The following is a 23,945-nucleotide window of genomic DNA, read 5'->3' on the forward strand; positions in this document are numbered from 1 at the left end:
CGGTGGAGCCTGGTAAGATGCGTCTGGTTCAGCTTTCTCGTGAGTCAATCACCTTCCCGTCGCCGGAAGGTGCATTGCGGGAGCCGAATGGCCTGCTGGCCCTTGGAGGCGATCTCAGCCCTGCGCGTCTGTTAATGGCTTATCAGCGCGGCATTTTCCCGTGGTTTTCGCCGGGCGACCCGATTCTGTGGTGGTCGCCCGATCCGCGTGCCGTGCTGTTCCCCGACCAGTTTCACCTTAGCCGCAGCATGCGGCGCTTTCACAACCGTTCGCCCTACCGGGTAACGCTTAATCATGCTTTCGGGGAAGTGATCGACGCCTGCGCCAGCGATCGCATTGAAGGCACCTGGATCACGCCGGAGGTGCTGACCGCTTATGTACGGCTGCACGAACTCGGCCATGCGCATTCGATTGAAGTGTGGCATCAGGATCAGCTGGTTGGCGGCATGTACGGCGTGGCGCAGGGCGCGCTGTTCTGCGGCGAGTCGATGTACAGCCGCCGCGAGAATGCCTCTAAAACCGCGCTGCTGGTCTTCTGCGATTATTTTATTCGCCAGGGCGGCAAGCTGATTGATTGCCAGGTATTGAATAACCATACCGCGTCGCTGGGCGCGGTGGAGATTGCCCGGCGCGATTACCTGAATTATCTCAGCCTGCTGAAACCTCAGCCGCTGCCATCGCACTGCTGGGTGCCTAAAGTGCTGTTTGATACGGGCAATAAATAATGTTTTCCGCATATTTTATGGGAGAGTGCTATACTCTTGCCCGCAGAGAAAACTCTTCACATTACCCGCCGCCGTTTAGGATCCACAGTTTAGGCTTTACTCCCCCTTTACGTTTGCGTTCTGGATGCGGTTGATGCCGTGTCGTCGGGTCATGCGCAGAATCAACTTTGCCGGTTTATCAACCGCAAAATCTTTACATATTTGGTGAACTTGGGCATTATCTTGCCGGTTCAAAACATTGGTAGTGATACCCCAGAGGATTAGATGGCCAAAGAAGACAATATTGAAATGCAGGGTACCGTTCTGGAAACGTTGCCTAATACCATGTTCCGCGTTGAGTTGGAAAACGGTCACGTGGTTACTGCTCATATTTCCGGTAAAATGCGCAAAAACTACATCCGCATTCTGACGGGCGACAAAGTGACTGTTGAACTGACCCCGTACGACCTGAGCAAAGGCCGCATTGTCTTCCGTAGTCGCTAAGCATTAATCGAATCGGCGCTGCTGGCTGGCGGCGCTTTGAATACAAAAAGGCCGGGTGAATTACCCGGCCTTTTATTTTATCGCGTTATGCTTAGTGCGCCGCTTCCGGCTTGTGCTTTTGCGCGCTCTGGAAGTGATAGGTCAGTTCGCCCTTCTCTTTATCCAGCGCCACGGTTACCTGGCCGCCATCCACCAGCGAACCGAACAGCAGTTCGTTAGCCAATGGTTTTTTCAGGTTATCCTGGATAACACGCGCCATCGGACGCGCGCCCATCGCCCGGTCGTAACCCTTCTCTGCCAGCCAGTCGCGCGATTCCTGGCTAACTTCCAGTGAAACGCCTTTCTGGTCCAGCTGCACCTGGAGTTCAACGATAAACTTGTCGACCACCTGATGAATAACCTCGGTGCTGAGATGGTTGAACCAAATGATGTTATCCAGACGGTTACGGAATTCCGGCGTAAACACCTTCTTGATCTCTTCCATCGCGTCGGTGCTGTTGTCCTGATGGATCAGGCCAATGGTTTTACGCTCGGTCTCACGCACGCCGGCGTTGGTGGTCATCACCAGGATCACGTTGCGGAAATCCGCTTTACGCCCGTTGTTGTCGGTCAGCGTACCGTTGTCCATCACCTGCAGCAGCAGGTTGAACACGTCCGGGTGCGCTTTTTCGATCTCATCAAGCAGCAGCACCGCATGAGGATGCTTGATAACGGCATCGGTCAGCAGCCCGCCCTGATCGAACCCGACGTAGCCCGGAGGCGCGCCGATTAAACGGCTGACGGTATGACGTTCCATATACTCGGACATATCAAAGCGCAGCAGTTCAATACCCAGCGATTTTGCCAGCTGGACGGTGACTTCGGTTTTCCCAACCCCGGTCGGCCCGGCGAACAGGAAGGAACCCACCGGTTTATGGTCGTGACCCAGACCGGCGCGGCTCATCTTGATGGCTTCGGTTAACGCCTCGATAGCGTTATCCTGGCCGAACACCAGCATTTTCAGCCGGTCGCCCAGGCTCTTCAGGGTATCGCGATCGCTGGCCGAGACGCTTTTCTCCGGGATACGGGCAATACGCGCCACCACCGATTCAATATCCGCCACGTTGACGGTTTTCTTACGCTTACTCACCGGCATCAAACGCGCACGGGCGCCCGCTTCGTCGATGACGTCGATGGCTTTATCCGGCAGATGGCGGTCATTGATATATTTGACCGACAGCTCCACGGCGGCGCGCACCGCTTTGGCGGTATAACGTACATCGTGATGCGTTTCGTATTTCGGCTTCAGGCCATTGATGATCTGCACCGTTTCTTCCACCGACGGCTCAGTAATATCGATTTTCTGGAAGCGACGCGCCAGGGCGCGGTCTTTTTCGAAAATATTACTGAATTCCTGATAGGTGGTAGAGCCGATCACGCGGATCTTGCCGCTGGAGAGCAGCGGTTTGATCAGGTTAGCGGCATCAACCTGCCCGCCAGACGCCGCGCCCGCACCGATAATGGTGTGGATCTCATCAATAAACAGGATGCTGTTGGTATCCTGCTCCAGCTGTTTCAGCAGGGCTTTAAAGCGTTTTTCAAAATCGCCGCGGTACTTGGTGCCCGCCAGCAGCGAGCCGATATCCAGCGAATAGATATTGCAGTCCGCCATGATTTCCGGCACGTCACCCTGCACGATACGCCAGGCAAGGCCTTCGGCAATGGCGGTTTTACCGACCCCGGATTCGCCCACCAGCAGCGGGTTGTTTTTCCGCCGGCGGCACAGCACCTGGATCGCCCGCTCCAGCTCCTTATCACGGCCAATCAGCGGGTCAATGCCGCCGACGCGCGCAAGCTGGTTGAGATTGGTGGTGAAGTTTTCCATACGCTCCTCCCCGCCTGCTTGCTCTTCGTTAACTGGATTTTCTGAACCGCTGGACTGATGCGGCTCATCTTTGCGCGTGCCGTGAGAAATGAAGTTGACCACGTCGAGACGGCTGACTTCATGTTTACGCAGCAGATAGGCGGCCTGGGATTCCTGCTCGCTGAAAATCGCTACCAGCACGTTAGCGCCTGTCACTTCGCTACGGCCTGACGACTGTACATGGAATACGGCGCGTTGCAGTACGCGTTGAAAACTCAACGTCGGCTGGGTGTCGCGCTCCTCTTCGCTCGCCGGGAGGACGGGCGTGGTTTGTTCGATGAAGGCTTCAAGTTCCTGTCGCAGCGCCACCAGATCCACTGAACACGCTTCCAGCGCTTCGCGGGCTGATGGGTTACTGAGCAAAGCCAGTAACAGATGCTCGACAGTCATAAACTCATGTCGGTGCTCGCGCGCTCTGGCGAAAGCCATGTTTAAACTGAGTTCCAGTTCCTGGTTGAGCATAGGCACCCCCCTCAATATAATTCGCCGTTCAGGCTAGTTCCTGCGTACACAGCAACGGATGCTCGTGCTTCCTGGCATATTGATTCACCATCGCCACTTTGGTCTCAGCGACTTCTGCGGTGAAAATGCCGCAGATGGCTTTCCCTTGATAGTGAACCGTCAGCATCAATTGTGTTGCACGCTCTACATCATAAGAAAAGAACTTTTGTAGCACGTCAATAACAAATTCCATCGGCGTGTAATCATCGTTCATTAACATAACTTTATACATAGATGGCGGTTTTAGCCCCTCGTCGAGCTTATTTTCCGCCAGTCGTTCAAAATCCAACCAATCGTTCGTCTTACCCATTGCCCACTTTCATCACTGGTTAACTAAACAGTAAGCAGGCTGTCAGCCCGCTGCTCATCCAGTTATACGCCATTTGAATCTACCTTAACTTACAGATAACTATCATCTATCGTTGCTATCCGCGAACATTGTCACATTAATGGCAATAGCGTTAACTGCTTCAAAATTTTGACTGATTCTTGTCCATTTCACCCCGTCAGACGCTTGACGCGTTGCCTGATTTCTCTAAATTGTACAGGCGTGAGTTGGCGAGGTTTTGAACAGCGCACCCTCACCCACCGGTTCATTCCATCTTACTTATAAGATTCATGAAGGATGTCGAAGCATGGAGACGGGTACTGTTAAGTGGTTCAATAATGCCAAAGGGTTCGGTTTTATCTGCCCTGAAGGCGGCGGCGAAGACATATTCGCCCATTATTCCACCATCCAGATGGATGGTTACCGTACGCTCAAAGCCGGACAAATTGTCAGGTTTGATGTACATCAGGGGCCCAAAGGCAATCATGCCAGCCTCATCGTTCCTCTGGAAGCAGAGACGGCAGTCGCTTAACGCGTCTGTTTTATTGTGTACATCCCACACCTAAAATGCCAGCCTCCGCGCTGGCATTTTACTTTTCAGGCCTTACTCGCGCGCCAGCGCATCCACCGGATTTAACCGCGCGGCATTGCGCGCAGGCAACCAGCCGAACAGCACACCCGTCGCGGTAGAGCAGACAAACGCTGTGATGAGCGCCAGCCCCGAGAAGCCAATCTGCCAGCCGGGCAGGAACACCTGGAGGGTAAAGGCGATAAGTAAGGATAGCCCAATGCCCAGCGCGCCGCCGACCAGACAGACCAGCACCGCTTCAATAAGAAACTGCTGGAGCACATCGCTGGCGCGCGCGCCCACCGCCATACGGATGCCAATCTCCCGCGTCCGCTCGGTCACAGAAACCAGCATAATATTCATGACGCCGATGCCGCCGACCACCAGCGAAATCACCGCCACCAGGGTTAAAAACAGCTGAAGCGTGCGAGTGGTTCGCTCCGCCGTTTGCAGGAAGCCGTCCATATTCCAGGTGAAGAAATCTTTCTTACCGTGGCGCAGCGCCATTAAGCGCGTCAATTGCTGCTCGGCCTCCTGGCTGTTGTAGCCCTCTTTTACGCGTACGGTGATGGAGTTCAGCCAGGACTGGCCCATCACTCTGCCGGACATGGTGGAGTAAGGCAGCCAGACGCGGAGAATTTTACTGCTGCCGAACATCGACTGCTTCTCCTGGGCCACGCCGATAATCGTCGCGGGCATATTGCCCACCAGAATCACTTCACCCACCACGTTGCGCTTATCCGGGAACAGCTGGCGGCGGGTGTTTTCATCAATCACCACCACCTGGGCACGGCCCTGATGTTGCGCCTGATTGAAGGTGCTCCCTTCGCTGAAGGTCATCCCGTAGACGTTAAAATACTGCTCGCTAACGCCGTTGGCGCTGGCCGCCACGTCTTTATTGGCGTAGCGCACCCGCAGATTGCTCGACAGCGCGGGCGTCGCTGAACTGACCCAGGGCTGCTTCTGGATCGCCACCAGGTCATCGTATTTCAACGCCTGTTGGTATTGCGGGTCGTCATCGCCGAAATCGGTGCCGGGATATATATCGATAGTGTTGGTGCCGATGGAGCGAATATCCTCCAGCACCAGCTGTTTCGCCGCATCGCCGACCACCACGATAGAGACCACCGACGCGATGCCGATGATAATCCCCAGCATGGTCAGCAGGGTGCGCATTTTATTGGCGGCCATCGCCAGCCACGCCATGGTGAACGCTTCGCGAAAGCCGCTGGTAAACTGCTGCCAGCCGCCTTCCCTTGGCGTGCGTTCAATCTTCGCTGCCGACCGTCCGGTGACGGCGGGTGGGTTGCTGATAATTTCCCCGTCGCGGATCTCGATCACCCGCTCCGCCTGGGCGGCAACCGTCGGATCGTGGGTGACGATAATGACCGTATGGCCGCGATCGCGCAGCTGTTTCAGGGTGGCGATGACCTCTTCACCAGAGTGGCTGTCCAGCGCCCCGGTGGGCTCATCGGCCAGGATCACCTGGCCGCCGTTCATCAGCGCCCTGGCAATACTCACGCGCTGCTGCTGGCCGCCGGAAAGCTGTGACGGCGAATAATCCACCCGCGCTGCCAGCCCCAGCCGTTCCAGCAGTTCCCGGGCGCGCTGCTGGCGGGCTTTACGGCCCGCGCCGGCGTAGATCGCCGGGATCTCGACGTTCTGCGCCGCCGTTAAGTGCGACAGCAAGTGATAACGCTGGAAGATAAAACCGAAATGCTCGCGTCGAAGCTGCGCCAGCTCGTCGCCGTTGAGCGTTGAAACATCAACGCCCGCCACTTTATAGCTGCCGGAGGTGGGCTTATCGAGACAGCCGAGGATGTTCATCAGGGTGGATTTGCCCGAACCGGAGGCGCCGACAATCGCCACCATTTCCCCGGCATTGATGCTCAGCGTCACGCCTTTTAGCACCTCTACCGGTTCGCCGCCGGAGAGATACTGGCGGCGGATATCGGTCAGTTCAAGCAGTGCCGTCATTGCGCCGCTCCGGGCGTGGTTTTACCGGTGACGACTTCCTCGCCCTCTTCCAGGCCCTTAATAATTTGCACCTGGGTATCGTTGCGCGCGCCAATGATCACTTCGCGCTCGCGGGTTTCGCCGTTACGCATAATGGTGATGTGGTAACGGTTATCGCCGATGGGGTCGCCCAGCGCCGACAGCGGAATGGTGAGCACGTTTTTCATCCCGCTGAGCTGGATGTGCACCTGCGCGGTCATATCCAGCCGCAGCACGCTTTGCGGGTTCGGCACTTCAAAACGGGCGTAGTAGAAAATCGCGTCGTTCACTTTTTCCGGCGTCGGCAGAATATCTTTCAACACGCCTTCATAGCGGGTTAACGGATCGCCCAGCACGGTAAACCACGCTTTCAGCCCCGGTCGCAGGTGGATAATGTCCGCCTCCGACACCTGGGCCTTCACCAGCATGGTGCTGAGATCGGCAAGCGTCAAAATATTGGGCGCCTGTTGGGCGGCGATCACCGTCTGGCCCTGTAGCGTGGTAATTTGCGTCACTTCCCCGGCCATCGGGGCGATAATGCGGGTAAAATCGAGGTTGGTTTTGGCGGTGTCGAGTGACGCCTGGTTACGCTTGATTTGCGCGTCGATGGTGCCGATCTGCGCCTGCTTAACGGTCAGCTCTGTCGCCGCGGTATCCAAATCCTGGCGTGAAACGGCCTGAGTCCTGGCCAGCGCCTGTTGGCGGCTTAGAGTCACTTTGGCCAGCTGCATCTCCGCCATCGCCTGCTGGCGCTGGGCGCGCAGCTCCTGTAGCGTCGCTTCCACCTCTTTTATCTGGTTTTCGGCCTGTTCGGGGTCGATTACCCCCAAAAGCTGATCTTTTTTGACTTTATCGCCAATTTCTACCGACAGGGTTTTCAGCTGACCGCTGACCTGCGCCCCCACATCGACCTTTTTCAGCGCGTCGAGTTTGCCAGTCGCCAGCACAGTTTGTTCCAGATCGCCTTTGCGTACAATCAGGGTCTGGTACTGCGGCTGCGGCGCAGTGAGCGTTTTCCATGCCCATAACGCAGCAATCAGCACCACCACCGCCAACACCAGATAACGCTTTTTGACTTTTCCCTTAAAACGCATAAATCCCGGGTCTCTTAAGTAATCTGTCCATTGCGTTTATCTAAACGCACCCTCAACAACCATGATTCTACCCTGCTACGCCCGAGCTTATTGAATTTTCATTGAATATCGCTCTGTTCAAATACAGGCTCGTTCAACTTTCGAGCTACTGCCATGTCCACTTTTTTCGATACCACTGATTTCACCCATCATGCCCCCCGCAACGGCTGGCAGCTGTTCAAAATGCTCGTATCAGGCCAGTGGATGCCCGGCAGCGCCTGGCAAAACCGCCGCTACCGTCAGAAATTCCTGCTGCGCTCGTTAGCCACGCCGGTCGTCACCTGGCGGCTGCTGAATTCGCTGGCCAGCCAGCCGCATCTGGAGGTGCTGTTAAAGGCGCAACCCGGTTTGCCTTGCCGGATGCATCGCCCCTATTTGTCGGTAAATACCAGCCGGAATCAGGCCCGTGCGGCGCTGGGGTTTCACTATAAACAATTAATACAGCTTTTACCCGCAACGCTTTTGCTGTCGCACTGGTCGAACAATGGCGCTACCCTGGCGCAGTTGACCGGCAAAAACGGCGAGCAATACCGCATCCAGCTCGCAGCGCTGTCGATGCTGGATAAAGAGGGCGAGTCTACGCTGCTATTTTGTGATGAAAATGACACGGTGCTGGCAGAAATGACGTTTACCCTATGCCAGCGCAACGGGAAACCGACGCTGTTTATCGGCGGATTGCAGGGTGCGAAAAGCGGGGTGCCCCATGAGAACATCCAGCTCGCCACCAAAGCCTGTCACGGCCTGTTCCCGAAACGCCTGTTACTGGAAACCGCCTGCCATTTAGCGCCGCTGTTAAACGCCTCGCAGATTCAGGCGGTGGGCAATGACACCCATATTTACCGCAGTTGGCGCTACGCCAAAAAGAAAAAAGACAAACTGCATGCGGATTACGACAGCTTCTGGCTGTCAATGGGCGGCGATCCTGACAATGAAGGCTATTTTATGCTGCCAAACACCATTACCCGTAAGCCCATGGAGGAGATCGCCAGTAAGAAGCGCGCCGAATACCGTCGCCGTTATGACGTGCTGGATAGCCTCGCGGCGCAGATCAACGCCAATATCCACGCGCGTTAATCAGCACGGCCCCGCGCCAGCCACAGCACGCGGGAAAACATTTTGCGCAGCAGGTGCGGTACGGCGTCCACGCCCCGCCGCCCTGCCTCCAGCGCCACTTCAATTGCCAAATCCGGTTTTGAGGAGCGATGGATAGCTTTCGCAATCACCCGGCGCATATTCATCGGAATGTTATCCGGCAGTTGCGCCACCCGGTGAAACACGTCAGCGAAGCCCTCGCGATACATAAAATGCTCCATATCCATAGCAGGCAGCGCGGTTAAATGCTCGCGCTCCTGATCGCGGTCGTTATTCAGGATGCTGCGCACCGTGGCGGCATATTTTTTCCCGGCTTCGTCGCCATCCACCAGCACATGCCATTCAATGCCCATACGCCGGGCAAACTTGATCAGCGGTTTTAAGCCGGACTGGGCAAATTCAATCACCCTCACCCCTTCGGCATCAAAATGGTGGCCGCACTGACGCGCCAGTTCGTTAATCACCCAGACTTCGGTTTCGCCTTCCACCAGCAGCCAGCAGCGGGCAAACAGCGCTGCCGGGCGGTTAAAGCGAATATGAAACGCAATGCGGCGATTGTCTTCGGCGTTCAGGCCGCCCGGCCCCAGACGCCAGGCGGAAACCCGGGCAGATTCGCGCACCAGACGGCAGACTTGTTCGATCGGCGTCAACGACAGCAGTTCGCTGGAGTTGGTGGTGGTAATTTTTTGCAGCGGCAGCAGATTCAGCAGTTGCCAGGCCACGGAGAGCATAATCGGATGCAGCCGGGTTTCCGGATCCTCCACCAGCAGCAGCGGGCGCGCATCGCGATCGAGTTTTACGGTGCCTTTCGCCTGCAGCAGCGTGGAAAACAGCCCCAGCAGGATCACCCGGTGAGTGCGGCTGCCAGGCTTGTCGATCATCCGGTTGATCACGTCCAGATAGCGCCAGCTGCGCTGTTCATCATGGGACCGGCGGCGCAGCAAACGGTGGCGGGCCTGGTCGCTGCTCTGCTCGGCGAAATAGTGCTCCAGCAGTTGCACCATCGCCGACAGCCCCTGACGAATCTGCCCGTCGGTGAGGTTTTGCGGGCGCGCCACCAGCTCGCGCGCCAGAAAATCGAGCTGGCGCGCGGTGACCTCCACCTCTGGCGCGCCGGGTATGGTGCCGGTGCGGATACGCTGCATAAATCGTGCATCCCGCAGGCGCAGTACCGGATTCAGGCGAATCAGATGGCCTGCCAGCATATCGATATCATCCAGCTCCAGCGGCTCGCCCCGGCTGTTAAGGAAGCTGCGCAGCGTCATCACCGCGCCGTCGTCGGCCAGTTCGCCTTCCAGACGGTAATAGATACGCGCGTAGCCATCGTCGCCGCGATCCCACACCTCGCCGAGATGACGATAGCGCCGCCCGTTATGGCGGCCCGGCTGGGTCTCCCGGAAAGTCAGAATGATATGCAAATGATGTTCCCGGCCATGAATATCGCCGGGCGGGAACCAGAAGTCGTCGCGGGTAAAGTGGTAGAGATCGGCACCGGGCGCCAGTAGCAACGTCAGCGCATCCAGCAGGCTGGATTTACCCCAGGCATTCTCGCCAATCAGCACATTGGTGTGTTCCAGCATCAGCGACAACCGGTTGATGCCGCGAAACCCGACAATTTCTACCCGTTCAAGGAACATATTCTCTCCCAATGCTGCCTGTCCTTTATATATTGGCAGTATAGCGGCAGCTTTTCGATTATGTCACCGAATCGTGCCCAGTGGATAAATTATCGCCAGCAACAGAGATCTATTAGCAATATATTAACGACTCGTTAAAGCCATTTAAATTTACTCAGAAAATACTCAAAGCCGCATAATACTGCTTGTCTTACATCAAGCAATTAGGATTTATGCATCTGGCAACTCATCGCGGGAATTAATTAAAATAAACGGCTTTCATTTCTTTTTGTCAGAAATAACGTCAAAGCATAATCACAATAAATCAATCGCGACTAATTAGCGATATTAATGTATTAAATACTGAGGTGGGTATGGTGAGAAAATTAGCAGCCGAAGCCTTCGGCACGTTCTGGCTGGTATTCGGCGGTTGCGGTAGCGCCGTGTTGGCGGCAGCGTTCCCGGAGCTGGGTATCGGTTTTACCGGCGTGGCGCTGGCATTTGGCTTAACGGTATTAACCATGGCTTACGCGGTAGGCCATATTTCCGGCGGTCATTTTAATTCGGCGGTAACATTAGGTTTATGGGCGGGCGGTCGTTTCCCGGCGAAAGATATCGTGGGTTATATTATCGCGCAGGTTATTGGCGGTATTGTTGCGGCAGGCGTGCTTTATTTAATCGCCAGCGGCAAAGCCGGTTTTGATGCGGCTGCCAGTGGTTTTGCCTCTAATGGTTATGGCGAACATTCTCCGGATGGCTATTCTATGCAATCCGCCATCATTATTGAGATTGTTTTGACCTGCGCATTCCTGATGATTATTCACGGCGCGACGGATAAAAACGCCCCGGCCGGTTTCGCGCCGATCGCCATCGGCCTGGCCCTGACGTTAATCCACCTGATTAGCATTCCGGTCACCAATACCTCGGTTAACCCGGCGCGCAGTTTCGCCGTTGCTATTTTCCAGGGCGGATGGGCGCTGCAACAGGTCTGGCTGTTTTGGGTAATGCCGATTATCGGCGGGATCCTCGGTGGATTTATCTACCGGACGCTGCTGGAAAAACGCAGCTAATCATGGAAAGGCCTGCAAAACGCAGGCCTTTTGCATAAAAATCACTATTTTTTGCTGCTTTACTCATTTCCTGGCTTTGGGTAGTGTTATGAGGCTCACTTTCTGCAAGGACCTCGATTCCCCATGTTGTCAGGATTACTGATTATTTTACTACCGCTCATCGCCGGTTATCTTATTCCCCTCAAAAATACCGCCGCATTAAAAACCATTAACCGCCTGCTGAGCTGGATTGTCTACGTGATCCTGTTTTTTATGGGGATAAGCCTGGCTTTTCTCGATAATCTGAGCAGCAATCTGCTGGCGATATTCCATTACTCCGCCGTCAGTGTGGTGATGATTTTATTATGTAACTGCGCGGCGCTGTTCTGGCTTGATAAATCCCTGCCCTGGCGACATAACCATCATCAGGAAAAACTGCCCTCGCGTATCGCCATGGCGCTGGAATCGCTCAAACTGTGTGGCGTGGTGGTGCTGGGTTTCGCACTCGGCCTGACCGGAATGAAATTTCTTATTCATGCCACCGAAGCCAGCGAATATACCCTGATTTTCTTGCTATTCCTGATCGGCATCCAGTTACGCAATAACGGCATGACGCTGCGGCAAATTGTCCTTAATCGTCGGGGCATGATTGTGGCGGTATTGGTTGTCGGCAGCTCGCTGGTAGGCGGCGTGATTAACGCTTTTATTCTCGACCTGCCGATCCGTACCGGCCTGGCAATGGCGTCGGGTTTCGGCTGGTATTCTCTGTCAGGTATTTTAATGACTGAGTCCTATGGCCCGGTTATTGGCAGCGCCACCTTCTTTAACGATCTCGCCCGCGAACTGATAGCGATTATGCTGATCCCCGGTCTGGTTCGCCGCAGCCGTTCGGCAGCGCTGGGATTATGCGGCGCGACCTCAATGGATTTCACTCTCCCCGTTCTGCAACGCAGCGGTGGCCTGGAGATGGTGCCTGCCGCCATTGTGCACGGTTTTATTCTCAGCCTGCTGGTGCCGTTATTGATGGCACTATTCGCCGCCTGATGCCGCTTTGGCGATGCATAAGTATCGCCAAAATTGCGCTAAATCAATCTCCAGTCAAATTGCAGTAAAAATCACTTTTAACCCCTTTCACAGACGCATAACCTAAAACATGTATATCAAATATAACTTTAAGGTATCATTTATGTTTTGTGTGCAATGTGAACAAACCATCCGTACTCCTGCCGGCAACGGCTGCTCATACGCTCAGGGTATGTGCGGTAAAACTGCCGAAACATCCGACCTGCAAGACTTACTGATCGCCGCACTGCAAGGCCTGTCTGCATGGGCAGTCAAAGCGCGTGAGCTGGGCATTATCGATCATGAAGTGGATAACTTCGCCCCGCGCGCCTTCTTCTCTACGCTGACCAACGTCAACTTCGATTCTCCGCGTATCGTCGGCTATGCCCGCGAAGCGATTGAAAAACGCGAAGCGCTGAAAGCGCGCTGCCTGAAAGTGGATGCCAACGCGACCGTTGACAACCCGATGGCGGACCTGCAACTGGTCAGCGCCGATCTGGGCGATTTACAGCGCCAGGCGGCGGAATTTACCCCGAACCGCGACAAAGCCGACATCGGCGAAAACATTCTTGGCCTGCGCTTACTGTGCCTGTATGGCCTGAAAGGCGCGGCGGCGTACATGGAGCACGCCCATGTGCTCGGCCAGTACGACAATGAAATTTACGCGCAATACCACCAGTATATGGCGTGGCTGGGCACCTGGCCTTCCGATATGAACGCGCTCCTGGAATGCTCCATGGGCATCGGCCAGATGAACTTCAAAGTCATGAGCATCCTGGACGCAGGCGAAACCGGTAAATATGGTCACCCGACGCCGACTCAGGTTAACGTTAAACCGGTTGCCGGCAAATGCATCCTGATTTCCGGCCACGACCTGCTGGACCTGCACAACCTGCTGGAGCAGACCGAAGGCACCGGCGTGAACGTCTATACCCATGGCGAAATGCTGCCGGCGCACGGTTACCCCGAACTGCGTAAATTCAAGCATCTGGTCGGCAACTACGGCAGCGGCTGGCAGAACCAGCAAACCGAATTCGCTCGCTTCCCAGGCCCAATCGTGATGACCTCAAACTGCATTATCGACCCGACCGTTGGCAGCTATGACGACCGCATCTGGACCCGCAGCATCGTCGGTTGGCCGGGCGTGAACCACCTGGAAGGCGACGATTTCAGCCCGGTCATCGAGCAGGCGCAGCAGCTGCCTGGCTTTACTTACAGCGAAATCGAACACCTGATCACCGTTGGTTTTGGCCGTGAAACCCTGCTGGGCGCTGCCGATTCCCTGATTGACCTGGTGAGCCGCGAAAAACTGCGTCACATCTTCCTGATTGGCGGCTGCGACGGCGCGCGCGGCGAACGTAATTACTTCACCGATTTCGCGACCAGCGTCCCGCAGGATTGCCTGATCCTGACGCTGGCGTGCGGTAAATACCGTTTCAACAAGCTGGACTTCGGCAACATCGAAGGCCTGCCGCGTCTGGTGGATGCCGGTCAGTGTAACGATGCTTACTCTGCCATCATCCTCGCTGTGACCCTGGCGGAAAAACTCGGCTGCGGCGTGAACGATCTGCCGCTGTCGCTGGTGCTCTCCTGGTTCGAACAGAAAGCGATTGTGATCCTGCTGACCCTGCTGTCGCTGGGCGTGACCAATATCGTTACCGGCCCGACGGCCCCAGGCTTCCTGACGCCGGATCTGCTGGCTGTGCTTAACGAGAAGTTTGGTCTGCGTTCCGTGACCACCGTTGAAGAAGATATGCAGCAGCTGCTGAGCGCGTAAGGAGAACCTATGACGATGCCAACCTCTCAATGCCCGTGGCGGATGCAGGTACACCACATCCAACAGGAAACGCCGGATGTCTGGACCCTGTCGCTGTTCTGCCACGATCATTATTCGTACCAGGCCGGACAGTATGCGCTGGTGAGTATCCGTAACAGCGCTGACACCCTGCGAGCCTATACGATTTCGTCAACGCCTGGCGTCAGCCCGTTTATTACGCTGACCATCCGCCGCATCGACGAAGGGGTTGGCTCGCAATGGCTGACCGGCGAAGTGAAACGCGGCGACTATATCTGGCTGTCAGACGCCCAGGGCGATTTTATTTGCGAAGATAAAACCACCGACCGCTTCCTGCTGCTGGCAGCGGGCTGCGGCGTGACGCCGATTATGTCGATGCGCCGCTGGCTGGCGAAACACCGCCCGCAGGCGGACGTCCAGGTGATTTATAACGTCCGTTCACCGAAAGACGTCATTTTCGCCGAAGAGTGGAAAAACTACCCGGTGACCCTGGTGGCGGAAGTCACCAACGAGCCGGGCTTTATCGAAGGCCGCCTGACCCGCGAGATTCTGGCCGCCGTGCCGGATATCGCGTCGCGTACCGTGATGACCTGCGGCCCTGCGCCATATATGGACGCGGTCGAAGAGAACGTCAAAGCGCTGGGCGTGACCCAGTTTTTTAAAGAGAAGTTCTTTACACCGGTCGCTGAAGCGGCCACCAGCGGCCTGAAATTCACCACGCTGACGCCAGCCCGTGAATTCTACAGCCCGGTGGGCACCACGCTGCTGGAAGCGCTGGAAAGCAATAAAGTGCCAGTCAACGCCGCCTGTCGCGCCGGGGTGTGCGGCTGCTGCAAAACCCGCGTGGTTTCCGGCGAGTACACCGTAAACAGCACCATGACGCTCACCGAGCGGGAAATCGCGGAAGGCTATGTGCTGGCCTGCTCGTGCCACCCGCAAGGGGATTTAGTGCTGGCTTGAGAACGTTAAAAAAGGCGCTGAAAAGCGCCTTTTTCCTTACCGCCACGTCCCGCCCAGCGCATACCGCCCCGCCCCGAGAAACGCCACCGCCAGCGCCGCCACGAAGAAGTAGACCAGGCTTTCAATCGCCCATGCGCCCACTTTATCGAGCATAAAGGTTTTATCCAGCCCCACCAGCAGCCAGGCCACCACCATGGTGAATGCCAGCCCCAGCGCAGACAATCGCGTCAGGATGCCGAGGATAATCAGCACTGGCGCCACCACTTCCCCCAGCAGCACGCCGTAGGCGACAAACCCCGGAATACCGCGCGCGGTGAGCATGCCGGCGATGCCCTCTACGCCGCCAAACAGTTTATGCAGGCCGTGAAACAGCATCAGGCCCCCCACGCTCAGGCGTAATAACAACTTACCCAGATCGTCTTTACTCAATGCGCTGTTAACCGCGCCCAACGCCTTCGCCACCATAAAACCCCCATAATTTGTGTGAGATGAGAATAATTTACACTTAATTTTTATCGGCAGTGAGCTGCTGAAAATAAGAGGTTATCGGGTCTGCCTGTACGAATGGACTACGCTTTAAGCGAAATCAGAATGCATAAAAGGAGATCCGATGAAACAGACCGTTGCGGCGTATATCGCCAAAACCCTGGAGCAGGCTGGCGTAGCGCGTATCTGGGGGGTAACCGGGGACTCATTAAATGGGCTGAGCGACAGCTTAAACCGCATGGGCACTATCGACTGGATGCCGACGCGCCACGAAGAGGTCGCGGCGTTCGCGGCGGGCGCGGAAGCCCAGCTTACCGGGCAACTGGCAGTATGCGCAGGCTCCTGCGGGCCGGGGAATCTCCATTTAATTAACGGGCTGTTTGACTGCCACCGCAACCACGTACCGGTACTGGCGATCGCCGCGCATATCCCGTCGAGCGAAATCGGCAGCGGCTATTTTCAGGAAACCCACCCGCAAGAGTTGTTTCGCGAGTGCAGCCACTATTGCGAGCTGGTATCCAATCCGGAGCAAATCCCGCAGGTGTTGGCAATTGCTATGCGCAAAGCGGTGCTGAACCGCGGCGTGTCGGTGGTGGTTTTGCCGGGGGACGTCGCGCTACAACTCGCGCCGGAAACCGCGAGCACGCACTGGTACCCTGCCCCGCAGCCGGTTGTGGTGCCAGAAGAGAGCGAGCTGAAAAAACTGGCTCAGGTGCTGCGTTATTCCAGCAATATCGCGCTGATGTGCGGCAGCGGCTGCGCCGGGGCGCATGAGCCGCTAATTGCCTTCGCTGAAAAACTGAAAGCGCCCATCGTCCATGCGCTGCGCGGCAAAGAGCACGTCGAATATGATAACCCCTATGATGTGGGGATGACCGGGCTGATCGGCTTTTCGTCGGGCTATCACACTATGATGAACGCCGACACGGTGATTTTGCTGGGCACGCAATTCCCCTATCGGGCGTTTTACCCCACCGATGCCAAAATCATCCAGATTGATATCAATCCGGGCAGCATCGGGGCACACAGCAAAGTGGATATCGCGCTGGTGGGAGATATTCGCGCTACGCTTACCGCCCTGCTACCGTTGCTGGAAGAAAAAACCGACCGCAAATTCCTCGACAAAGCGCTGGAAAATTATCAGCAGGCGCGGAAAGGGCTGGACGATCTGGCGAAGGCGGGCGATAAGCAAATTCACCCGCAGTATCTGGCCCAGCAGATCAGCCAGTTTGCCGACCACGACGCCATCTTTACCTGCGACGTGGGCACGCCAACCGTCTGGGCGGCCCGCTATCTGAAAATGAACGGCAAACGGCGATTGCTGGGGTCGTTCAATCACGGTTCGATGGCCAATGCCATGCCGCAGGCGCTGGGCGCAAAAGCCAGCGCGCCGCAGCGTCAGGTGATTGCCATGTGCGGCGACGGCGGGTTCAGCATGTTGATGGGCGATTTCCTGTCGGTGGTGCAGATGAATCTGCCGATCAAAATCGTGGTGTTTAACAACAGCGTGCTGGGATTTGTGGCAATGGAGATGAAAGCCGGCGGCTATCTGACCGACGGGACCGACCTGCATCAAACCAATTTCGCCGCTATCGCCAACGCCTGCGGCATTACCGGGATCCGCGTTGAGAAACCCGAGGAGCTGGATGCGGCGCTGAACCAGGCGTTTAAAACCGACGGGCCGGTGCTGGTGGATGTGGTGGTGGCGAAAGAGGAATTAGCCATCCCGCCGCAAATCAAACTGGAGCAGGCCAAAGGGTTTAGCCTGTATATGCTGCGCGCCATTATCAACGGGCGCGGCGACGAAGTGCTGGAGCTGGCTAAAACCAACTGGTTCCGGTAAAAAGTAGGGCATCTCCTCGATAATTAAAAGGATATGCCGTGATTGACTTACGCAGTGATACCGTAACCCGGCCAGGGCGCGCCATGCTGGAACAGATGATGGCGGCCCCGGTTGGGGATGACGTCTACGGGGACGACCCTACCGTTAATGAACTCCAGGCTTACGCTGCCCGACTCAGCGGAAAAGAAGCCGCCCTATTCCTTCCTACCGGCACCCAGGCCAATCTGGTGGCGCTATTGAGCCACTGCGAGCGCGGCGAAGAGTACATCGTCGGCCAGGCAGCCCATAACTACTTGTTTGAAGCGGGCGGCGCAGCCGTATTAGGCAGTATTCAGCCGCAGCCGATTGAGGCGGAGCTGGACGGCACGCTGGCACTGGATAAAGTGGCCGCTAAAATTAAACCTGACGATATCCATTTTGCCCGCACCCGCTTGCTGGCGCTGGAAAACACCCACAACGGCAAAGTGTTGCCGCGCGAATATCTCCAGCAGGCGTGGGAATTCAGCCGCGAGCGTGGCCTGGCGCTGCACGTCGACGGCGCGCGTATTTTCAACGCCGTGGTGACCTACGGCTGCGAGCTGGAAGAGGTGGTGCGCTATTGCGATTCGTTCACCATCTGCCTGTCTAAAGGCCTGGGTGCGCCAGTGGGATCGCTGCTGGTGGGTAGCCGTGATTACATCAAACGCGCCACCCGCTGGCGGAAAATGGTCGGCGGCGGGATGCGCCAGGCCGGGATCCTGGCGGCGGCGGGGCTTTACGCGTTGCAAAACAACGTGGCTCGCCTGAAAGACGATCATGATAACGCCGCCTGGCTGGCGGATGCGCTGAAAAAGATTGGCGCAGATGTGCGTCGTCACGAGACCAATATGCTGTTTGTGCGCGTACCGCAGCAGGACGTCGCCGCGTTGGGCGAGTTTATGAAGCGCCGCGATATCCTGATCAGCGCCGCGCCGGTAACCCGTCTGGTGACGCATCTGGACGTCAGCCGCGAGCAGTTAGCGGAAGTGGTCGACAGCTGGCAGCAGTTTCAACAACGGTAACGAGGAGCAGGGATGAGCGAGCCGCAGCGGATACTGGTTCTTGGGGCCAGCGGGTATATCGGGCAACATTTACTCCCGAGGCTGAGCGCCGAAGGGCATCAGATCATTGCCGCTGCGCGCAACGTCGAACGGCTGGAAAAGCGCCAACTGCCGGGCGTCACCTGCCGCAGCCTGGATTTACTGTGGCCGGAAACGTTGCCCGATCTGTTGACAGGCATCGATACGCTCTATTACCTGGTACACAGCATGGGCGACGGGCGCGATTTTGTGGAGAAAGAGCGCCAGGCGGCGCTCAATCTGCGCGATGCGCTGCGCCAGACCCCGGTGCGCCAGGTGATATTTTTAAGCTCTCTGCAAAGCAAAGACGCGCCGTCGGATCATCTGCGGGCGCGCCAGTTAACCGCCGACACGCTGCGCGATTCCGGCGTGCCGGTGACTGAACTTCGGGCGGGCATTATCATCGGCGCGGGCTCCGCCGCCTTTGAAGTCATGCGCGATATGGTTTACAACCTGCCGGTGCTGACGCCGCCGCGCTGGGTGCGCTCGCGCACCACCCCCATCGCGCTGGAAAATTTACTGGTGTATCTGATTAAGCTGCTCGATCACCCCTCTACCGAGCACCGCATTCTGGAAGCCGCCGGGCCGGAAGTGTTGAGCTACCAGCAACAGTTCGAGCGGTTTATGAAGATCAGTGGCCGCCATCGCGCGCTGATCCCGATTCCCTTCCCCACCCGTTGGATCTCGGTGTGGTTTCTTAACATGATCACCTCGGTGCCACCGGCCATCGCCCGGGCGCTGATCCAGGGGCTGAAGCACGATCTGCTGGCGGACGACACGGCCCTGCGCGCATTAATTCCTCAACAGTTGATTTCTTTTGACGACGCGGTTCGCGACACGCTCAAAGAAGAGGACAAGCTGGTGAATTCCAGCGACTGGGGCTACGACGCCCAGGCGTTCGCCCGCTGGCGGCCTGAGTATGGCTACTATCCAAAACAGGCGGGCTGTACGCTGAAAACCTCCGCCAGCCTTGAAGCGCTGTGGAATGTGGTTAACCGCATCGGCGGGAAAAAGGAGCGCTACTTCTTCGGCAACTACCTGTGGAGCACCCGTGCGGGAATCGATCTGTTGCTCGGCCATAAGCTGGCGAAAGGCCGTCCGGAAAACGCGCTGTTACAGGTCGGCGACGCAGTCGACAGCTGGAAAGTGATTATCGTCGAGCCGCAAGCACAACTGACGCTGCTGTTCGGTATGAAGGCACCCGGCCTGGGGCGTTTGTCGTTTAATTTACGCGATCTGGGGCCGGAGCGGTCGCTGGATGTTCGGGCCTGGTGGCACCCGCACGGCACGCCCGGATTGTTCTACTGGCTGGTGATGATCCCAGCGCATTTGTTTATCTTTCGCGGGATGGCGCGTCAGATTTGCCGCCTTGCCGAGCAGGAAGAGCAAAAACTCCGGCGCTAACTCTGAATCTTTCGCTATTCTGATTGCATAGCCGTTGATTTCACGAAAGAATGCGCGGCGTTATTTTCTCTTACAGAGCGGGCAGCAATGAAGGTACTGGTCACGGGCGCCACCAGCGGTTTAGGCCGAAACGCGGTCGAATATTTACGCCAGAAAGGGGTAAGCGTCCGGGCCACCGGCCGCAACGAGGCCATGGGCAAGCTGCTGCAAAAAATGGGCGCGGAGTTTATCCACGCCGATTTAACCGAACTGGTCTCTTCCCAGGCTAAACAGATGCTGGCTGGTATTGATACCCTGTGGCACTGCTCCGGTTTTACGTCGCCGTGGGGCACCCAACAGGCGTTTGATATGGCTAACGTGCGCGCGACCCGTCGTCTCGGCGAATGGGCCGTCGCCTGGGGCGTGCGCAACGTGGTGCATATCTCCTCGCCATCGCTCTATTTCGATTATCACCACCATCGCGATATCAACGAAACGTTCCGCCCGGCGCGCTTCGCCAACGAGTTTGCCCGCAGTAAAGCGGCGGCGGAAGAGGTCATTCAGCTGCTGGCGCAGGCCAACCCCAATACCCGGTTTACTATTCTGCGTCCGCAAAGCCTGTTCGGGCCGCACGATAAAGTATTTTTCCCGCGGTTGGTGCAGATGATGCGCCACTACGGCAGCATTTTACTGCCGCGCGGCGGTGATGCGCTGGTGGATATGACCTATCACGAGAACGCCGTGCATGCGATGTGGCTGGCCAGTTCGGCAAACTGCGATGCGTTGCCGTCCGGGCGCGCATTTAACATCACCAACGGCGAGGCGCGGCCTTTACGCCAGATTGTCGAGCAACTGATTGCCGAACTGGGTATTCGCTGCCGCATCCGCTCCGTACCGTATCCGATGCTGGATATCATCGCCCGCAGCCTGGAACGGCTGGGCAACAAGTCGGAAAAAGAGCCCGCCCTCACCCATTACGGCGTTTCCAAACTTAATTTCGATTTCACGCTGGACATCACCCGCGCTGAAACTGAGCTGGGCTACCAGCCCATCGTCAGCCTCGACGAAGGCATCACCCGCACCGCGCTGTGGCTAAAGGATCACGGTACGCTGCGTTAACCCCGTCCATATTTTTCCAGTAACGCCTGGGCGATGGCCTGGGTTTCTGCATCGGCCACGCCGTCATAGCGCGCGGGCCGAAAATGCATCTGGAAAGCCTCGATCACCCGCTTTTGCTGGGCGGCAGTCATCTCCGGCGTCACTTCATATCCGTACTGTGCCAACAACGCCAGCAGTTCGCGGCTGTCCACCGGTTGATAAGGGCTTCTGCCCATTAGCCAAAAATTCACCCGCGCCGGATCGGGCCATGCGCCGATGCCCTGCTTCGCCAACGCCGCCCACGGGAACAGCGGGCCTGGATCGTCTTTACGCTGAGGCGCGATGTCGGAATGCGCAACGACATTGACCGGTAGTATGTTGTAACTATTAATGATATCCCGCGCCAGTTTCGCCAACACCTCGATCTGCGCCGGGTTAAAGGGCGCAAACTGCTTCTGCCCCCCCTGACGCCGCCAGCCGCGGTTTTCCAGTTCGATGCCAATGGAGGTGTCGTTGATTCGGTTGGTGCCGCGCCAGTAACTGATGCCCGCATGCCACGCCAGTTCCTGTTCCGGCACCAGTTGCCAGATCACCGGTTTGCCGTTGCGTACCGGCGGGTTATCCGGCACCAGATAATGGGCGCTGACGTTGCGGTCGGTGAGCGTGGCGAGGGAACTGTCAAAATCATCGGCGGTATAATGGATCACCAGCACTTTGATGCGCGGGTACGCCGCCTGGGCCGGGCGGCGGAGATCCACCTGGTAATCGCCCCGGTCGACGACCCCTTTCTCCCCCGCGCAACCTGCCAGCAGCGCCGCCAGGACAATCAGTAAAACGCGCATGCTCATCGACGGGTTTTCACCGCCGTTCCGGTGACGCTGACCATCAGCATGCTGCTGTCTTTGCCCACGGTTTCATAATCGATATCGATGCCGATGACCGCATCGGCTCCTAAACCCCGGGCCTGCTCTTCCAGCTCGCGAAAGGCGATTTCCCGGGCTTTACGCAGCTCTTTTTCATAGGAGCCGGAACGGCCGCCGACGATGTCACGGATGCCCGCGAAAAAATCACGGAAAATATTGGCCCCGAGGATCGCCTCGCCGGTCACCACGCCGCAGTACTCGACAATGGTGTGTCCTTCAAGATTCGGGGTAGTTGAAAATTGCATATTCGCTCCTTCTTTGGCTATCAATGCGTTAGCACAGATTATCAGACACGGGTATGAATCGATACGCTATGCTTACCTGAGGCCCGCTGGCGCGCCAGCACTGGCGGGGTCAACCTGAGCAATGCTCTGACAAATACCGTAGTCCTTCAGAGAAGATAAGGAAATAAAATGCGCCCATTAGCTTTGACTCTTGTTTTGCCTTGTGCGCTGCTGCTCAGCGCCTGCGCCACCGACTCGACCACGGCATTTAAGGATATCGGCACCCGCAGCGGCCCTTGCGTTGAAGGCGGCCCGGACAGCGTCGCGCAAAAATTTTATGACTATCGCATCGCGAACCCTGCTGTCGGCACCCGTAATCTCGGCGCGCTGCGTCCTTATCTGAGTGACGATTTATACGCGGAACTGCAAAAAGCCAGCACCGACAGCGCGAACAGCGCGTTCCTGCGTAGCGATATTTACTCCAGCCGCACCACCGCGCCGTCTCAGGCCAGCGTGTCCAGCGCGTCGACTATCCCGAATACCGATGCACGAAATATTCCGTTACGCGTGGCGTTAAACCAGGGTAGCGAGCGTTGGCAGGATGAAGTGCTGATGATCCGTGAAGGCCAGTGCTGGGCGGTGGACGATGTACGCTATCTTGGCGGTTCGGTGCATGCCCCGGCCGGTACACTACGCCAGTCGGTTGAGAACGATCTGCGCAGCTAGCCGAGGCTGCCAGCGGGATGGGAACGGCGGGTTTGAAAATAGTCTGACTTTACTGCATAAACTGGATTTTTATTCTCGCCTCCCTTCCGCCCCGTTATTTTGTGCTAAGTTTAAGGCGCAACAGGGGATATTTTTAAGTTTTAACCCACAAATATTGCATAACTATTCTGCTAACGTTACTATTCGCGGTCTCAATTGCTATTCAACAGTTTCGCATGAGTATTCAACTAAACGGCATTAATTGCTTCTACGGCGCACATCAGGCGCTGTTTGACATCACCCTACATTGCCCTCAGGGCGAAACGCTGGTGCTGCTTGGTCCAAGCGGTGCGGGTAAAAGCTCGCTGCTGCGCGTACTCAACCTGCTTGAGATGCCGCGCTCCGGGCAGCTCACTATCGCCGGTAATCACTTTGACTTTGTCAAAACGCCGGACGATAAAGCGATTCGCGAACTGCGCCAGAACGTAGGCATGGTCTTTCAACAGTACAATCTGTGGCCCCATCTGACGGTGCTGCAAAACCTGATTGAAGCGCCGTGCCGCGTGCTGGGCCTTAGCAAAGCGGACGCCCGCGCCCGCGCTGATAAACTGCTGGAGCGCCTGCGCTTAACGCCGTATGTGGATCGCTATCCGCTGCACCTTTCCGGCGGCCAACAGCAGCGCGTGGCGATTGCCCGCGCCCTGATGATGGAACCGCAGGTGTTGCTGTTCGACGAACCGACCGCGGCGTTGGATCCGGAGATCACCGCGCAAATCGTCAGCATCATCCGCGAACTTTCACAAACCGGGATCACCCAGGTTATCGTCACCCATGAAGTTGAAGTGGCACGCAAAACCGCGAGCCGCGTGGTGTATATGGAAAACGGCCATATCATCGAGCAGGGGGATGCGAGTTGCTTTACCCACCCGCAGACCGATGCGTTTAAATACTACTTATCTCACTGATGTTGATCGGG

Annotated in this window: 22 protein-coding genes; 14 read left to right on the top strand and 8 right to left on the bottom strand. The window is 56.8% G+C overall.

All coding sequences use genetic code 11. From position 1 onward, the window contains the following. Positions 1–17: 17 nt before the first annotated feature. Both aat and infA read left to right on the top strand, forming a co-directional pair. Positions 18–725: a leucyl/phenylalanyl-tRNA--protein transferase gene (gene aat / locus FHW74_RS03215; protein ID WP_183169116.1), complete on the top strand. Its 708-nt coding sequence runs from the start codon at positions 18–20 to the stop codon at positions 723–725. 264 nt (positions 726–989) lie between these two features. Continuing rightward, positions 990–1,208: a translation initiation factor IF-1 gene (gene infA / locus FHW74_RS03220; RefSeq protein WP_001040187.1), complete on the top strand. Its 219-nt coding sequence runs from the start codon at positions 990–992 to the stop codon at positions 1,206–1,208. Positions 1,209–1,299: 91 nt separating this feature from the next. On the opposite strand, the gene clpA is transcribed toward infA, so the two are convergent. Then, complete coding sequence (clpA, locus tag FHW74_RS03225; protein ID WP_183169117.1) at positions 1,300–3,573, bottom strand: ATP-dependent Clp protease ATP-binding subunit ClpA; 2,274 nt, start codon at positions 3,571–3,573, stop codon at positions 1,300–1,302. A 28-nt stretch (positions 3,574–3,601) separates the two neighbouring features. Further along, the gene (gene clpS / locus FHW74_RS03230) at positions 3,602–3,922 is read right to left on the bottom strand and encodes an ATP-dependent Clp protease adapter ClpS (protein WP_002463110.1); all 321 of its coding nucleotides are present in this window, start codon (positions 3,920–3,922) and stop codon (positions 3,602–3,604) included. A gap of 325 nt (positions 3,923–4,247) precedes the next feature. Here clpS and cspD point away from each other — a divergent pair, with 325 nt between their 5' ends. Then, positions 4,248–4,472, top strand: coding sequence for a cold shock-like protein CspD (cspD, locus tag FHW74_RS03235; protein ID WP_161661496.1), 225 nt, complete (start codon positions 4,248–4,250; stop codon positions 4,470–4,472). A 72-nt stretch (positions 4,473–4,544) separates the two neighbouring features. Here the strand turns inward: cspD and macB are convergent, their stop codons facing one another. Continuing rightward, positions 4,545–6,485 carry a macrolide ABC transporter ATP-binding protein/permease MacB gene (gene macB / locus FHW74_RS03240; protein ID WP_183169118.1) on the bottom strand — a complete coding sequence of 647 codons (1,941 nt, stop codon included), beginning with the start codon at positions 6,483–6,485 and terminating at the stop codon, positions 4,545–4,547. Further along, on the bottom strand, positions 6,482–7,597 hold the full coding sequence (macA, locus tag FHW74_RS03245; RefSeq protein WP_183169119.1) for a macrolide transporter subunit MacA: 1,116 nt from the start codon (positions 7,595–7,597) through the stop codon (positions 6,482–6,484). The genes macB and macA overlap by 4 nt, the downstream gene beginning before the upstream one ends. 153 nt (positions 7,598–7,750) lie before the next feature. On the opposite strand from macA, the gene FHW74_RS03250 reads away from it, so the two are divergent. Further along, positions 7,751–8,710: a VirK/YbjX family protein gene (locus FHW74_RS03250; RefSeq protein WP_183169120.1), complete on the top strand. Its 960-nt coding sequence runs from the start codon at positions 7,751–7,753 to the stop codon at positions 8,708–8,710. Here the strand turns inward: FHW74_RS03250 and FHW74_RS03255 are convergent. After that, the gene (locus FHW74_RS03255) at positions 8,707–10,365 is read right to left on the bottom strand and encodes an ATP-dependent endonuclease (protein WP_183169121.1); all 1,659 of its coding nucleotides are present in this window, start codon (positions 10,363–10,365) and stop codon (positions 8,707–8,709) included. The two genes, FHW74_RS03250 and FHW74_RS03255, sit on opposite strands and share 4 nt — an antisense overlap. Before the next feature lie 353 nt (positions 10,366–10,718). Between FHW74_RS03255 and aqpZ the strand changes: the two genes are divergently transcribed. From aqpZ to hcr, 4 genes are all read left to right on the top strand, one after another. Continuing rightward, positions 10,719–11,414, top strand: a complete 696-nt coding sequence (aqpZ, locus tag FHW74_RS03260; protein WP_183169122.1) for an aquaporin Z — start codon at positions 10,719–10,721, stop codon at positions 11,412–11,414. Positions 11,415–11,537: 123 nt separating this feature from the next. Further along, the gene (locus FHW74_RS03265) at positions 11,538–12,437 is read left to right on the top strand and encodes a lysine exporter LysO family protein (RefSeq protein ID WP_183169123.1); all 900 of its coding nucleotides are present in this window, start codon (positions 11,538–11,540) and stop codon (positions 12,435–12,437) included. 142 nt (positions 12,438–12,579) lie between these two features. Then, positions 12,580–14,232 (top strand): hydroxylamine reductase, encoded by a 1,653-nt coding sequence (hcp, locus tag FHW74_RS03270; RefSeq protein WP_183169124.1) that lies wholly within the window; start codon positions 12,580–12,582, stop codon positions 14,230–14,232. 9 nt (positions 14,233–14,241) lie between these two features. After that, positions 14,242–15,210 (top strand): NADH oxidoreductase, encoded by a 969-nt coding sequence (gene hcr / locus FHW74_RS03275; RefSeq protein WP_183169125.1) that lies wholly within the window; start codon positions 14,242–14,244, stop codon positions 15,208–15,210. A gap of 36 nt (positions 15,211–15,246) precedes the next feature. Here the strand turns inward: hcr and FHW74_RS03280 are convergent, their stop codons facing one another. Further along, positions 15,247–15,675, bottom strand: coding sequence for a DoxX family protein (locus tag FHW74_RS03280; RefSeq protein ID WP_183169126.1), 429 nt, complete (start codon positions 15,673–15,675; stop codon positions 15,247–15,249). 145 nt (positions 15,676–15,820) lie between these two features. On the opposite strand from FHW74_RS03280, the gene poxB reads away from it, so the two are divergent. From poxB to FHW74_RS03300, 4 genes are all read left to right on the top strand, one after another. Beyond that, positions 15,821–17,539, top strand: a complete 1,719-nt coding sequence (gene poxB / locus FHW74_RS03285; RefSeq protein ID WP_183169127.1) for a ubiquinone-dependent pyruvate dehydrogenase — start codon at positions 15,821–15,823, stop codon at positions 17,537–17,539. Between the two features lie 38 nt (positions 17,540–17,577). Continuing rightward, the gene (gene ltaE, locus FHW74_RS03290) at positions 17,578–18,579 is read left to right on the top strand and encodes a low-specificity L-threonine aldolase (protein WP_183169128.1); all 1,002 of its coding nucleotides are present in this window, start codon (positions 17,578–17,580) and stop codon (positions 18,577–18,579) included. 12 nt (positions 18,580–18,591) lie between these two features. After that, the gene (locus FHW74_RS03295) at positions 18,592–20,040 is read left to right on the top strand and encodes an SDR family oxidoreductase (protein ID WP_183169129.1); all 1,449 of its coding nucleotides are present in this window, start codon (positions 18,592–18,594) and stop codon (positions 20,038–20,040) included. Between the two features lie 87 nt (positions 20,041–20,127). After that, positions 20,128–21,138 (top strand): NAD(P)-dependent oxidoreductase, encoded by a 1,011-nt coding sequence (locus FHW74_RS03300; RefSeq protein WP_183169130.1) that lies wholly within the window; start codon positions 20,128–20,130, stop codon positions 21,136–21,138. Here FHW74_RS03300 and FHW74_RS03305 read toward each other — a convergent pair. Beyond that, a complete protein-coding gene (locus tag FHW74_RS03305; protein ID WP_183169131.1) occupies positions 21,135–21,965 on the bottom strand; it encodes an N-acetylmuramoyl-L-alanine amidase in 831 nt (276 codons plus the stop codon). The genes FHW74_RS03300 and FHW74_RS03305 overlap by 4 nt on opposite strands. After that, positions 21,962–22,285: a heavy metal-binding domain-containing protein gene (locus FHW74_RS03310; RefSeq protein ID WP_183169132.1), complete on the bottom strand. Its 324-nt coding sequence runs from the start codon at positions 22,283–22,285 to the stop codon at positions 21,962–21,964. The genes FHW74_RS03305 and FHW74_RS03310 overlap by 4 nt, the downstream gene beginning before the upstream one ends. Before the next feature lie 168 nt (positions 22,286–22,453). Between FHW74_RS03310 and FHW74_RS03315 the strand changes: the two genes are divergently transcribed. Beyond that, the gene (locus FHW74_RS03315; RefSeq protein ID WP_183169133.1) at positions 22,454–22,990 is read left to right on the top strand and encodes a lipoprotein; all 537 of its coding nucleotides are present in this window, start codon (positions 22,454–22,456) and stop codon (positions 22,988–22,990) included. 215 nt (positions 22,991–23,205) lie between these two features. After that, positions 23,206–23,934 (top strand): arginine ABC transporter ATP-binding protein ArtP, encoded by a 729-nt coding sequence (artP, locus tag FHW74_RS03320; RefSeq protein ID WP_125291747.1) that lies wholly within the window; start codon positions 23,206–23,208, stop codon positions 23,932–23,934. Positions 23,935–23,945 lie beyond the last annotated feature (11 nt).

The sequence above is a fragment of the Atlantibacter sp. RC6 genome, from assembly GCF_014193285.1.
Lineage (GTDB): Bacteria > Pseudomonadota > Gammaproteobacteria > Enterobacterales > Enterobacteriaceae > Atlantibacter.

Coding starts and splice junctions, on each gene's coding strand:
- aat (WP_183169116.1), top strand. CDS start 18: ATGCGTCTGGTTCAGCTTTCTCGTGAGTCAATCACCTTCCCGTCGCCG.
- infA (WP_001040187.1), top strand. CDS start 990: ATGGCCAAAGAAGACAATATTGAAATGCAGGGTACCGTTCTGGAAACG.
- clpA (WP_183169117.1), bottom strand. CDS start 3,573: ATGCTCAACCAGGAACTGGAACTCAGTTTAAACATGGCTTTCGCCAGA.
- clpS (WP_002463110.1), bottom strand. CDS start 3,922: ATGGGTAAGACGAACGATTGGTTGGATTTTGAACGACTGGCGGAAAAT.
- cspD (WP_161661496.1), top strand. CDS start 4,248: ATGGAGACGGGTACTGTTAAGTGGTTCAATAATGCCAAAGGGTTCGGT.
- macB (WP_183169118.1), bottom strand. CDS start 6,485: ATGACGGCACTGCTTGAACTGACCGATATCCGCCGCCAGTATCTCTCC.
- macA (WP_183169119.1), bottom strand. CDS start 7,597: ATGCGTTTTAAGGGAAAAGTCAAAAAGCGTTATCTGGTGTTGGCGGTG.
- FHW74_RS03250 (WP_183169120.1), top strand. CDS start 7,751: ATGTCCACTTTTTTCGATACCACTGATTTCACCCATCATGCCCCCCGC.
- FHW74_RS03255 (WP_183169121.1), bottom strand. CDS start 10,365: ATGTTCCTTGAACGGGTAGAAATTGTCGGGTTTCGCGGCATCAACCGG.
- aqpZ (WP_183169122.1), top strand. CDS start 10,719: ATGGTGAGAAAATTAGCAGCCGAAGCCTTCGGCACGTTCTGGCTGGTA.
- FHW74_RS03265 (WP_183169123.1), top strand. CDS start 11,538: ATGTTGTCAGGATTACTGATTATTTTACTACCGCTCATCGCCGGTTAT.
- hcp (WP_183169124.1), top strand. CDS start 12,580: ATGTTTTGTGTGCAATGTGAACAAACCATCCGTACTCCTGCCGGCAAC.
- hcr (WP_183169125.1), top strand. CDS start 14,242: ATGACGATGCCAACCTCTCAATGCCCGTGGCGGATGCAGGTACACCAC.
- FHW74_RS03280 (WP_183169126.1), bottom strand. CDS start 15,675: ATGGTGGCGAAGGCGTTGGGCGCGGTTAACAGCGCATTGAGTAAAGAC.
- poxB (WP_183169127.1), top strand. CDS start 15,821: ATGAAACAGACCGTTGCGGCGTATATCGCCAAAACCCTGGAGCAGGCT.
- FHW74_RS03295 (WP_183169129.1), top strand. CDS start 18,592: ATGAGCGAGCCGCAGCGGATACTGGTTCTTGGGGCCAGCGGGTATATC.
- FHW74_RS03300 (WP_183169130.1), top strand. CDS start 20,128: ATGAAGGTACTGGTCACGGGCGCCACCAGCGGTTTAGGCCGAAACGCG.
- FHW74_RS03305 (WP_183169131.1), bottom strand. CDS start 21,965: ATGAGCATGCGCGTTTTACTGATTGTCCTGGCGGCGCTGCTGGCAGGT.
- FHW74_RS03310 (WP_183169132.1), bottom strand. CDS start 22,285: ATGCAATTTTCAACTACCCCGAATCTTGAAGGACACACCATTGTCGAG.
- FHW74_RS03315 (WP_183169133.1), top strand. CDS start 22,454: ATGCGCCCATTAGCTTTGACTCTTGTTTTGCCTTGTGCGCTGCTGCTC.
- artP (WP_125291747.1), top strand. CDS start 23,206: ATGAGTATTCAACTAAACGGCATTAATTGCTTCTACGGCGCACATCAG.